This is a genomic window from Thermogemmatispora sp. (assembly GCF_019683635.1).
GTDB lineage: Bacteria > Chloroflexota > Ktedonobacteria > Ktedonobacterales > Ktedonobacteraceae > Thermogemmatispora.
Genome location: NZ_JADGIA010000163.1, coordinates 1 through 12195, shown reverse-complemented (window position 1 = coordinate 12195; position 12195 = coordinate 1). Strand labels below are relative to the sequence as shown.

Annotated in this window: 10 protein-coding genes and 1 pseudogene; 8 read left to right on the top strand and 3 right to left on the bottom strand. The window is 59.7% G+C overall.

Annotated features, from left to right (window positions below):
- Positions 1–264 (top strand): hypothetical protein (locus tag IRZ31_RS16060; RefSeq protein WP_297155433.1); only part of this gene is annotated, 264 nt, incomplete at its 5' end.
- A 205-nt stretch (positions 265–469) separates the two neighbouring features.
- On the top strand, positions 470–1288 hold the full coding sequence (locus IRZ31_RS16055) for an SAM-dependent methyltransferase (protein WP_297155431.1): 819 nt from the start codon (positions 470–472) through the stop codon (positions 1286–1288).
- A 186-nt stretch (positions 1289–1474) separates the two neighbouring features.
- Here the strand turns inward: IRZ31_RS16055 and IRZ31_RS16050 are convergent, their stop codons facing one another.
- The 3 genes from IRZ31_RS16050 to dnaA all read right to left on the bottom strand — a co-directional run bounded on the left by IRZ31_RS16050 (position 1475) and on the right by dnaA (position 5371).
- A complete protein-coding gene (locus IRZ31_RS16050; protein ID WP_297155429.1) occupies positions 1475–2533 on the bottom strand; it encodes an S-adenosylmethionine:tRNA ribosyltransferase-isomerase in 1059 nt (352 codons plus the stop codon).
- A gap of 150 nt (positions 2534–2683) precedes the next feature.
- The gene (locus IRZ31_RS16045) at positions 2684–3391 is read right to left on the bottom strand and encodes an SDR family oxidoreductase (RefSeq protein ID WP_297155426.1); all 708 of its coding nucleotides are present in this window, start codon (positions 3389–3391) and stop codon (positions 2684–2686) included.
- Between the two features lie 381 nt (positions 3392–3772).
- Complete coding sequence (gene dnaA / locus IRZ31_RS16040) at positions 3773–5371, bottom strand: chromosomal replication initiator protein DnaA (RefSeq protein ID WP_297155424.1); 1599 nt, start codon at positions 5369–5371, stop codon at positions 3773–3775.
- 802 nt (positions 5372–6173) lie between these two features.
- On the opposite strand from dnaA, the gene IRZ31_RS16035 reads away from it, so the two are divergent.
- The 6 genes and pseudogenes from IRZ31_RS16035 (at position 6174) to murA (ending at position 12134) form a co-directional block, all read left to right on the top strand.
- On the top strand, positions 6174–6944 hold the full coding sequence (locus tag IRZ31_RS16035; RefSeq protein WP_297155422.1) for a hypothetical protein: 771 nt from the start codon (positions 6174–6176) through the stop codon (positions 6942–6944).
- Between the two features lie 206 nt (positions 6945–7150).
- A pseudogene (locus tag IRZ31_RS21460) lies at positions 7151–7228 on the top strand (zinc-ribbon domain-containing protein); the annotation flags it as partial.
- 90 nt (positions 7229–7318) lie between these two features.
- On the top strand, positions 7319–7573 hold the full coding sequence (locus IRZ31_RS16030) for a hypothetical protein (RefSeq protein WP_297155420.1): 255 nt from the start codon (positions 7319–7321) through the stop codon (positions 7571–7573).
- Positions 7574–7769: 196 nt separating this feature from the next.
- Entirely contained in the window at positions 7770–9149 is a 1380-nt protein-coding gene (locus IRZ31_RS16025) for an FHA domain-containing protein (protein WP_297155418.1), read from the top strand.
- Positions 9150–9195: 46 nt separating this feature from the next.
- Positions 9196–10770, top strand: coding sequence for an NAD(P)/FAD-dependent oxidoreductase (locus IRZ31_RS16020; RefSeq protein ID WP_297155416.1), 1575 nt, complete (start codon positions 9196–9198; stop codon positions 10768–10770).
- The gene (murA, locus tag IRZ31_RS16015; RefSeq protein ID WP_297155414.1) at positions 10767–12134 is read left to right on the top strand and encodes a UDP-N-acetylglucosamine 1-carboxyvinyltransferase; all 1368 of its coding nucleotides are present in this window, start codon (positions 10767–10769) and stop codon (positions 12132–12134) included. The genes IRZ31_RS16020 and murA overlap by 4 nt, the downstream gene beginning before the upstream one ends.
- Positions 12135–12195: the final 61 nt, after the last annotated feature.

Genomic DNA, 12195 nt, shown 5'->3' with positions numbered 1-12195 from the left:
CTGGCCTTTATTCAGAAATACCCCGACCAGGCCATCAAGATCTTGCAGAAGTACACCCACATCGACGACAAGACTGCCGCCGCCGCTGCTCAGGACTTGCGTACATCCTACGCTACCACGCCAATTGTCAATGAGCAGGGGTATAACGTCACCGCCAACTTCGCGCTTCAAACCGGCGCGGTCAAGAAGATTCCCCCCTTCTCCACGCTGGTTGACACCCAAACCGCTGCTCAGGCCATGCAGGGCTTTACCCCACAGGTGTAGTTCAGGCCCCTCCTGAGCAATACCTGGTCGCTCCTGGCGGCTATTGGTCGCTATTGCGAAACCATAACCGCCGGGAGCCTGACCACAACCCAACGATCAGTCACGCTAGCGGCAAGGAGCCGCGCCCTAGAAAGGATTCATCCTGGCTATGGCAGAGTCCAGCCTCACCCCAACCCAGAAAGCATCGATAGGATACACAGCTTATATGACAGCCGCCGTGCGCGCTCATGAGAGTCAGCGACCAGATCGCCTCTTCAATGATCCCTGGGCCGCCAGCCTGGCCGGCGCAGAGGGAGAACGGCGTTTTCGCCAGCTCGAAGACGCCGGCGGTAGTATCATTGTCCGCACTCGCTTTTTCGATGAATTCCTGCAGAGCACAGTCAATCAATGGAGCATCCGTCAGCTCGTCATGCCGGCCTGCGGCCTCGATACCCGCGCCTTCCGCCTATCCTGGCCAGCGGACACCATCCTGTTCGAACTGGATCAGCCCGACCTGCTGCGCTACAAAGAGGACATCTTGCAAGCTCAACACGTCCAGCCGCGCTGCCAGCGCCGGCTTGTCGCCGTCGATCTGACGACGGCTTCCTGGCCCACACACTTACTTGAGGCTGGCTATGATCCTTCTCTTCCTTCAGTCTGGCTCGTCGAGGGTCTGCTTTTCTACTTACCCAACAAGGCGATCCTCCAGCTACTTGGGCTGATCAGCCGCCTCAGCTCCCCCCAGAGCTGGTTAGCATTTGATGCCATTCATGGCGCTATGACCAGCTCTCCGTTCACACAGCAGCGTATGGAGCGCGTCACCCGGCTCGGCGTGCCCTGGATCGGCACCATCGATGACCCTGTCGCCCTCCTGGCATCCTTTGGTTGGCAGGCCAGCGTTACCTCTAGCGCTCGCAAAGGCTACGAGTATAACCGTCCTGTCTATCCCTTCATTCCGCGCGATCAGCTCACCCCCGAAACGGAGAAGCTTTATCACTGGTTAGTGACTGCAGTCCGCCAGCACCAGGCTTCCCATCAGGAGTAAGCCAGGCACCTCAAAACAGAGGCCAGACAAGCACGTGCGGTCCACTTAAGCAAGGGAGCAGCATATAGTCTGCAGCCATTGGCTCAGCAGAAGCTCTCCCCGGTCGCCGCGCTGGTCTGGCCCTGGCTGCCTGCGCCAGCCTCTCGTCAAGCACAGCAGGCACCGCCGGTCCCAGCAGTTCCCTGCTCAAGGCAGGATCAGATGCACGTCGCCAAACTCATGCCAGAGATAGCCCTCCTGCAGGGCCGCAGCATAGGCCCGCTCCAAATGCTCGCGTCCAGCCAGCGCCTCTAAGAGCGCCAGATGCGAGGCACGCGGCTCATGAAAGCCTGTCAGTAGCCCGCTGACGACACGCAGTCCCCGTTGTGGAGTAATCACCAGATCCGTCCAGCCCTCACCTGGATGCACTACCCCATACTGATCAGCTACCGTCTCCAGGGCTCGCATCGGCGTTGTCCCTATGGCGATGACTCGCCGTCCCTGCCGGAGAGCCGCATTGACCAGCTCAGCACTCTCAGCGGGCACCCGATAGTACTCCTCGTAGGGCGGCTCATGCGCCTCCAGGCTGGCTACCCCCGTGTGCAGCAGCAGGGGAGCGAATTGCACCCCCTCCGCTACCAGCCGCGTGACCAGTTCGGGCGTAAAAGGACGGCTGGCCGAGGGCATCTCTGCGCTGCCGATCTCAGTGACAAACACCGACCGATAATAGTCGATTGGCCACTCCTGCCGTACATAGCCATAGCGAATCGCAAAGCCATAGCGATCCAGATAGGTCTCAAGTGGCTCTGGCAGCTCCAAGGTCGCCACCCAGAGACGCAACTGGTTGGCAGCCTTAGCGCGTGAGCTACGCACGTAGGGGGCATGCAGCACGGCCCGCCCCCCTTGGGGCAATACCAGCACCTCACCAGGTTCGAGGCTGAAAAAAGGCTGCGAGCCTTGAGAGAGAGGCCGCCGAACCTCAACTACCCAGAGACCAGCCGGCAGACATGTCGAGAGATGCAGCTCTAACGGATCGCCTCCGGCTCGCTCAGCCCGCAGCGCGGCTTTCATCGTGCCGCTGGTATTAATCACCAGCACATCGCCCCGGCAGAGAAAAGCCGGCAGCTCGCGAAAGCGCGCATGCACCAGGCGATTGTCGCTGCGATAGGAGACCAGCAAACGCACTCCGTCGCGCGCCAGGCCACGCGCCTCGGGCGGCTCTCCGGCTTCCAGCTGAGGCGGTAGCTCAAACGACAAAGCAGCCACATCCAGCTCCATACTCTGCCGTGACCACTTAGAACCAGCTTCCCTCACACGCCCCCCGCTCTCTGACAGCTGTCCTCGCCAACTCTGCTCTAATCCGCTCATAGACACCTATCGTCCTCCTGAATAGTCAGCCTGCTACTATCGCCGGAATCAGGCTTTCACCTCGCGCGCTAGATAGCGCCCAGAGGGATAGTCTCCCTCAATCAAGGCCAGCAAGCCTGGCACACTCACCTCCGGAGGTGGCCGATCACTGATATCCTCCCCCGGGAAAGCCTCTTGATGCATCCGCGTTCTCATGTCACCAGGGTCAACCAGGTAAACCCGCCACTGCGGCTGCTCCGCAGCCAGGATAACAGTCAGCTGTTCCAGCGCCGCTTTGCTTGAGCCATAGCCACCCCAGCCCGGATATGGCTCGTGAGCTGCATCGCTCGTAATATTGATGATACAGGCACTGGATGAGAGATAGCGCTGCACTCTCTGGATGAGAGCAAGAGGGGCAAGGGTATTGACGCGATAGACTCGCTCTAGAGCCTCTAGGGGATACTCCAGCAGAAATGGCTGGGGACTGAGTCCAAGAATACTGGCGTTATTGACCAGCAGGTCGAGTTTCCCCCAGCGCGCCACGGCGCTGGTCAGAGTCTGCTGGTGCTCAGGGTCGCTGACATCGCCGGCAATAGCCACAACCTCGCTCCAGCTGGCTAGCTCGGCCCGCGCCTGCTCCAGCTCTCCGGCAGTGCGCGCATCGATAATAAGCCGCCAGCCCGCACGCGCCAGCTCACGGGCCAGAGCTAGCCCCAAGCCGCGCGAGGCCCCAGTGATCAGCCCGATACGGTCAGCGCTCAGAGAAGAAGACATCATAGATCACGAACCTCCTTGCTTGTTGAAGCCCTCGCAAGCGAGACCTATCATAGGAGCGTCACGCGGAGCACGCACCGGGCAAGTGGACAGATGACTCACTGTCCTTGTGGGCAGATCAGCCATCGTCAGAGCCAGGAGCATCACACAGGCTTGCGGTCCAGTCGCCTCCTCTTGGAGATTGCTGGTACAGTCGCCAAGATCCAAAAATATGGCCAGACCGGCAGTATCGTGTGGTCAGAGAGGTCAGCACACGATATCGCCGGTCTGGCAGCCACTTTGGTCACGGCCCTGATGCAGCACCTGGGCCTCAACGACCTTGAGCGGCCTCAGCTCGCTGGTCGGACAACACCGGCCCAACCAGCAGGAGAACTTTGAGGTAGATCAGAGCCGCCGCAGATCCATTCTAGATTGCTCGATTGTTTCGATGACCGCCGCAATCTCTCGACGTACACGGTCATTGGTAGCCATCTCCGCCTGCACCTTCTCCCAGCCATGCATGATCGTCGTATGGTCACGTCCACCCAGCTCGGCGCCAATCTGGAGCAGCGAAGCATCGGTCTGCTCGCGCATCACATACATTGCCACCTGGCGCGGCCAGACGATCTCTCGATCGCGAGCCTTGCCTCGCAACTGCTCGGGATCGACATTATAGTAGCGACAGACCCCCTCCAGAACCTCGCGCACCGTTAACGTCGCCGGCGGCTTGCTGTTATAGATATGCTCCAGAGCTTTGGCAGCCAGACTGACCGTGAGAGGCTCCTGATGCAAGGTGGCATAGGCGATCACGCGCTTCAAGGCTCCTTCCAGCTCACGAACGCTGCGACATTCGGGGCGAGCGATATAATCGATGACCGCTGGAGGGACCTGGAAACGCATCGACTCAGCCTTAGAGCGCAGGATCGCCTGGCGATGCTCATAATCAGGCGGCTGAATATCGGCCAGCAATCCCCATTCAAAGCGCGAGCGCAGGCGATCCTGCAAGCTCACAATCGCCTTGGGGGGGCGATCACTGGTCACCACGATCTGCTTATTAGAATCGTAGAGCGCGTTAAAGGTATGAAAGAACTCCTCTTCTGTCGATTCCTTGCCAGCGATGAACTGAATATCGTCGACCAGCAGAATATCGATCTGGCGATACTTCGCGCGAAACTCCTCCGTCTTCTGAAAGCGAATAGCGTTGATAATTTCATTCGTGAACTTTTCGGAGGTTGTGTAAAGGACGCTCAGGCCAGCAGCCTCACCATGATGCCCAATGGCATGAAGCAGATGGGTCTTACCCAGCCCTACCCCACCGTAGAGGAAGAGTGGATTGTAGACATAGCCGGGGCGCTCGGCGACTGCCTTTGAGGCAGCATGAGCCAGGCGGTTCGACTTGCCGACGATGAAGGTATCGAAGGTATAGCGAGGATTTAGCATACTACCGCCTTCAACGGGAGTAAAGAGATGCTCCTGTTCGCCAGCGCCGCCAGCCTTCTCCTCGGCAGAGCGCTCATATCCAAGAAAGATGGCAGCCTGTTCCTGCTTCTCCTCATGGGCTTCGGCGCGATGGGGGATCGGGTGAGCACTAGAGGGGGCATGAGACGTCATCGCAATCGCCGGTGAAGACGAGTCGAGTTTCGCCCGTAAGGCCGGGCGATGCCTGGGAGCGCGATAGGCGCGCTTCAAACGCTGGGTAGGCCCCTCCCCCAGAGCGGCCTCCTGCTCCAATGCCTCTAGCTCCTCGTTGACCGTCGAACCCTTAGTGACCACGAAGCGCACCTCGGGCTGACAGCCGGTCACCTCCGAGAGGAGCGAGCGGATCATCTCGATAAAGCGTACTTCCATCTGAGCCTTAGCAAAGGCCGAGGGCACCCCTACCATAAAGACGTTCTCGTCGAACGAGAGACCCACCGTGCCGCTGAACCAGGTATCGTAGACGGACGGCTGGACCCGGGTCTGTATGTGCTCCAGTGTCGCTTTCCAGATCTGTCTTGCATTCACCGGCTCTCACCTCATACGCAGTTCGTCTCTGCCTTCAGGCTGCGTCAATTCGCCCTAATTTGCTTCATTCGGGCATAGAAATGCCAGGTCACAGGCCTGGATCATCAGAGCAATTCGGCAGCTAGAGGGGTGCCCAGCCCTACGCTGGTAGTACAAGGGTCGGATGAGTAGGACAAAAAACACCCGGATGAACGTATTCCTGAATAGCAGAGGGTAATGGTAGCACTAAACCAAAAGGCTGTAAAGCCCTCTTTTGGTACCAGATGAGAAGCAGACCATAGGAATTCCTTTACCAGTAATATATACTGGGTTCAAAGCGCGCAGGGTGCTCTGGCGAGCAAGGAAAAAAGTACTGTTGCCGTTGGGAAGCGAGAGCCTAGAGGCGAGGCGTATCTCATCCACTCAGACGACGCCTTTCGCCCTATCCACTCCACCTCGCTCACCCAGCTGCTACCAGAGCTGGGGGATGATAGCCTTTCTCCCCCACTCATACACCGCTCAGATGCCCCTGCTCTTATCTGGCTGCTTACCTGCCCCGCTTCTGAGACCTGGCCTGGATGGTATGACAGGCTCGCACGATAGAGTAGTGCAGCGAAGGCGCATGCTCCTGGCTCCTCCTCTTCCAATGCGCCTTTGAGGGAGGAAGAGCGAGTAAGGGAGAGCGCGGCGTCCTTTTTCAGGCTCTACTCGCTGCCATGCTGCAATCCCTTGAGTGAGAGGATAGAAAGGAGAGGCAGCCGCTCTGCTCCTGGCCCCGTGGTCCGCAGGCCATCAGGGATCAGGGAGAGGAGCCGGCTGCTCGATGATGCCCATGAAAGCATTATTGCACTCGGCACAGATTGCTCATTCGCCACAGCATCGACATGGCTGGCTCCTACTCCTGATCCTGGTGATCCTGACAGGATCGCTGACCGCTGCCTGCTCTGGTCTGCTGGGTGGGAATACGCCTCAATCCGCGACCAGCACTCCTAATACAGCTACTGTTGCTTTGAATCAGCTCCATTGGTGCAGTAAGCCCTCGATGCTCTTCCGCGATGAGGGGGCAACTGTCTCACCATCAGCCACCACCGCTACAGTGACGACGACCGCCACCGCCAGCGCCACTGCTCAGGCCACGGCTACCAGCAGCGGCCCACGCACGCTTACCGGTTGGGATCAGGCTCAGCCTTTGCTCGGCTTCACCGTCTACCTGCCTCCGCGCTTGCCTGCTCGCACCTGCCTGGTAAGCGCCCTTGGCACAGTCCACGACCCTATTTTTGGAGGTAACTTCTCTATCTCGTATCTGCTGCCGGATGGAAGCGCTATCAGCCTCTCAGAGGCGCCGCACCGTAATCAGAAGTCGCTCTTCCAGTGCACAGCCTCTCTCGTGACCCCCACGGCAACGGCTCGCCCCCAGACAAAGGCCAGCCCAACAGCCGGGGTGAGTCCAACACCTACACGGACGCCGAACCAGATTTGTTCCGGAGTACGCGGCGAGACCAGCATCGTTTTTTCGGCGCCCGGCGACGAGAAGGCGCTGAAACAATTTTTCGATACGTTGCAACCTGATGTAGCCTGGGTGCCTCTCTCCTGACGAGCTTTGGTCGCTGCCACCAGGCGGAGCGAGAGAAGAAGGAGAGACCAGCCAGGGCCTTGAGAACAGCGAGCTCGCTGAGTTAAGGCCAGAGTACGAGCGCAGAAACAACCATCACGGGGATCTGGGATCCTCGTGGAGGAGAGAGCAGGCCCGAGGTGGCCCGGTTTCGAGCACGTCCTCTCGCCAGGAAAGGAGTCAGGAATATGCAGATACCAGGTACTTGCTCTTACTGCGGCCAGCCCCGAGACCCCCAGGCGCGCTTTTGTACCAACTGCGGCGCTCCGCTCTCCTCTCCAGTCGGAATAGCCAGCGCACAGGAAAACAGGGTCTCTGGCTGGGGAGAGCCGTCAGCGGTTCAGCCAGTACAGCCGATGCCGGACTCAGCTCTGCAGCTGGCAAGCGCTTTGCCAGGTCAGCAGCCCCTCAAGCAAGCGGGGCTGATCCTGCTCTTCATTATTGGCGGCACTTTAGCCGCCCTGGTGGCCTTGGGCCTGCTGGCCTGGTTCATTCCCGGATTGCGCGGCCTCTTCTTCTGCTTCGTTGGCTTAATTGTCGTCACGCTCTTCCTGATCTACCTCTTTGTGCGTCACCTCATTCATGAGGTGTTCAGGCGCCTATTCTGGTAACAATAGCTGTCCTACTCAGTTAGCGGATCTGCGGGCGAGCGGTCTCTCTCCTGCCCTCGCTTGTGTACCCGCTCGACGTGCGGTGACCACTTCTGGTATAATGGCAGCAGTTTTGCGAGTGCGCTAAATACTCCTGCGAGGTATACGAGGAGCACAAAAGCAAAGCCTACGTGCTAGCAAAGGGAGGAGATCTATTATGGACAAGTGCCCCCGTTGTGGTGCAGAAACGCGGCCCGGGGATCGCTTCTGCTTGAGTTGTGGTCAGCCGCTGTTTTCCTCCGCTCCCACCTATGAGCCGGCCCAGGCCCCGCTCTCCGGGGGCGACGCAACCGTGCCAGCTCAAGATGAGTGGGGAGCTGCGGCTTCTGCTCCACAGCCGCCGTCTTTGTCCGGCGGAGGCTGGCCCAATGCTACTATTCCCGCTTCTCCATCTGCACCGACGGAGCTGTCACCCTCTCCAGCTCAGCCTGCTGCGAGCCCCGAAGCGGCAGTGGCCACGGCGACGCCAAAAATTAACAACCCTGCCCGCTTTATCCTGAAGTCAGAAAGCGGCGAGGTAATTCAGGAATATACCCTTGATAAAGAGGAAATTACGATTGGACGCGCTCCAACGAGCGATATTCTCCTCTCCAAGGATAAGCTTACCTCGCGTCGCCACGCAACTGTACGCTACGAAAATGGCCAGTATATCCTGCGCGACGAGCGGAGCGCTAACGGGACCTTCGTCAATGGGCAACAGCTTGAGGAGCTGGTCCCTTATACATTGAAGGATGGCGACCACATTGGTATCGGCGAGCATGAGTTGATCTTCCAGGCTCCTGCTGCCAGCGTCGATGAGCTGCCCACAATTAGCATGCAGCCGGGGGAGATGACCTATCGGACGCGCGAAGATAGCAGTCTGACGGCCAGCTCGATAGACCAGTTTGCGACACACACGGAGGGCGAGTTGTCTCCTGCAGTGGCGGTCGGCAGCGGATCAATCTCATCCACGCCCCCTGTAACCCCCAGCAGCGAGAGTGGCTCCAGCAGCGCGACCGTGGCAGAGCCTGTCGTATTCAGCTCCGCACGCGAGTCAGAGCCAGTGGCTGCCACTTCTGCCGTCGCAGACGTCGTTCAGCCTCCCGCTTCTAGCCCTGCCGATGGCGTCACCTTCAATCGCCTGACCAGCCTGCCTCTGCCAGCTTTGCCGGATATGTCTTCCCTGATGGCAGCCCTGGCAACCCTCGATGGCCAGGTCTCGGCCCTCCAAGAGCAGCTGAACGCAACCCAGGAGGCCCTACGCAGCCACGAGGCCGAAATCGCTCAGACGGCTAATCAGCTGCGCGCCGGCGTCCGCCGTGTGGCCGAACGCATGGATCAAACCATCGCCGATGTGGCCCGCAGCCGCGAGGCATTGGCCTGGTCCGAGCTGATCCAGCTGATGGAAGACGTCACAAACAATCCACGTGATATCGAGTACGTTACACGCCTTGCCCGCAAAGCTCGCGAGCTGAACAAGGTCTTCCAGATCCATCAGAGCGTGCTCAATACCCTGGCCGAGTGCAATACCCTACTGCGCGCGCTCATTGGGGAATGAACGATAGTAGTATCAATTCATAGCGAATTGAGCCTTTTCTTAGAAAATGCAGGAAGCTCACTACGACGCCATCGTCATCGGCGCTGGCCTGGGGGGGTTGCTTAGCGCCGCTCAACTGCTGCAGCGCGGCAAGAGCGTAGCTCTGCTGGAGCGGCTTGATCACTGCGGTGGACGCTTTACGGCCAAGACCTTCAAAGGAGTGCAGGTCAGCACCGGAGCTGTGCACATGGTGCCCTTTGGCAGCAGCGGGGTGCTGGCCCGCACCCTGCGGCGCCTGCAGATTCCTCACCGCCTCCTGGATGCCGATGTCTTCGGCTCCTTCCACGTGCATGGTCGCCAGGTGCGCGCTCGCGGCCTCCTCGGCGTCTATCGCTTCCTAGGCCCGCGCCAGTTCTTCTGGTTCCTACGCCTGGGCTATCTGATGTTTTTCCGCCCGCTGCCCGCCAGCGAGGGCGATTTACCTTTTAGCGCCTGGCTGGCACGCCATATCAACGTCGAGCGAAACCGCGAGCTGGTGGCCTTCTTCGAGCGCATTGCCCGTTTCGCCCTCAGCCTGGAGCTGCACCAGGTTTCAACGGCTGAGGTCATTGCCACGACCAAGAACATGTTCCGCTACGGTGCGCCCGGAATCGTCGAGGGCGGCTGTGGGGCACTGGTAGCCGAGCTAGAGCGCCGTTTGCGCGAGCGGGGAGCCGCTGTGCTGCTGAGCCATGAGGTGCTGCAGATTCTGCATGCCGATGGGCGCGTGACCGGCGTGCGCGCCCGCAACAAGGCAACCGGTGATGAGCTGCTTCTCTCTGCCCCCCTGGTAGTTAGCGACATCGGTCCTCGCGCGACAACCGCTCTGGTCGAAAATCGCCAGGTACGCCAGGCCGAGCTGCTGAAGCAACAGCGTGAGGCAGCCCAGACCGCCGCGGCAGCCAGCGAGGCACCTCATGCTTACCGCGAAGCGGTGGGGCTGAAGGTCCATGTGCTCAGCGATGTTTCTTTGATCCCGCACCGCGGGATCATGTATTGCCTGGACACACAGCGCATCGCTGGCATCGTCCAGCCAACGAACTGCGATCCTCGCCTGGCCCCTCCCGGCAAGCATTTGCTCATCACGCATCAGGTGCTCCAGAGCGAGAATATTGAAGAAGAGAAAGCCCTGGCCATCGCTGATCTGCGCAGACTCTTCGGAGAAACCTTTGAACGACACTGCCGCATTCTGACGATGAGCGTCTATCGAGGCGAGTGGCCGGTGAATCGCCTGGCCCAGGGGAGAGATCTCTCGCCGGTCACACCTTTACAGGGCCTCTTCCTGGTGGGCGATGCCGTCAAGCCCAGCGGCTACCTGATGGTCGAGGGAGTAGCACAGAGCGTCAATTATGTGCTCGACCTCCTCGATGCTATCGAGCGCGGCGAGGCCGCTGGTCCCCTGGGCAGCCCTCACTTGCCAGCCACGACAGCCGCAGACAGCGAAGGCCAGCGCCGGCCAGGCTGGTTACCATTTGGACGAGGACGGAAACGAGCGCGCTCGGGCCATGTGGTACGCCCTCCTTCCCGCCTCAATGCCCTGCGCTGGTTATGGACGGCCCCGGGCAATGCTCGTAAGCAGGTAAGGAGACCCCTCTATCCATGACGGACATCTCAAAGGCTGCTCCCTATTATCTGATCCGCGGCGGGACTCCCCTCCACGGCGAGGTCACGGTCAGCGGAGCCAAGAATGCTGTCACCAAGATGACGATCGCTTCGCTGTTGACCGAGGAACCCTGCACGCTGCGCAATGTGCCGCTTATCGGCGATCTCTACCTGACCCTCAGTCTCTGCCAGGATATGGGTTCCGAGGTGCTGCTCGATGAGCAGGAGCATCTGCTCTCGATCAGAACCCCGGCGATCCACTCAACTTCGGTCTCCGCGACCATCGGCGGCCTGAATCGTATGGCGATCCTGACAGTCGGCCCTCTGCTGCATCGCTGCGGCGAGGCCGATATTCCTCTCCCCGGCGGTGACCGGATCGGGGCCCGCCCGATCGATTTCCACCTTAACGGCCTGCAACAGATGGGCGCAACAATCGTGGAGTTGGGCGGACGCTACTATATGAGCGCTCCCCGCGGCCTCCACGGGGCCACTATTCGCTTGCCTTTTCCTAGCGTGATGGCCACCGAGAACTTTCTGATCACGGCTTCGCTGGCTCGCGGCGTGACGATCATTGAGAACGCCGCCCTCGAACCAGAGATCATTGACCTGATCAAGTTCTTGCAGAAAATGGGAGCGATTATCGAGCAGAAGGTGGACCGCCGAATCGTCATTGAAGGAGTCCAGCGCTTGCGTGGGGCTCGCCATACGCTCTTGAGCGATCGCAATGAGGCAGTCTCACTGGCCATCGCTGCCTACTTGACTAAAGGTGATATCTATTTGCGCGGGGCCCAACAGGATACATTGCTGACTTTCTTGAATACGTTGTCAAAGATGGGCCTGCGCTTCGAGGTGGAGGATGAGGGCATCCGCTTTATCGGGGATGACCGCCCTCCACCGCCAATCGCCCTGGAAACGGATGTCCATCCAGGCTTTATGACAGACTGGCAACAGCCCTTTACCATCCTGCTGACCCAGGCCGACGGGATTTCGGTGGTGCACGAGACGATCTATGAGGACCGCTTTGGCTATACCCACGCCCTTAAAACAATGGGAGCCCATATCGGCCTCTATACCAAGTGCCTGGGAGAAGTACCTTGCCGCTTCCGCGAGAAGCAGTATTTGCATAGTTGCGTGGTTCGCGGCCCAACACCTCTGAGCGCTGCCCGCCTGGATATCCCTGATATCCGCGCTGGCTGCTCGTATATTCTGGCCGCCCTCTGCGCCGCAGGAACCTCCGAGGTGCATGGCGTGGAGCATATCGAGCGTGGCTATGAGCGTCTGGATGAGAAGCTGCGCGCCCTCGGGGCTCAGCTTGAGGTGATCCACCCCTCAGCAGAGGATGACTCGCTGGACGCTCTCGCTTAGCTTCCGCCTGGCCCTATCTGACTCTCTCTTTTCGCTCTCGCCTCCTTGCCCCGGCCCCGGC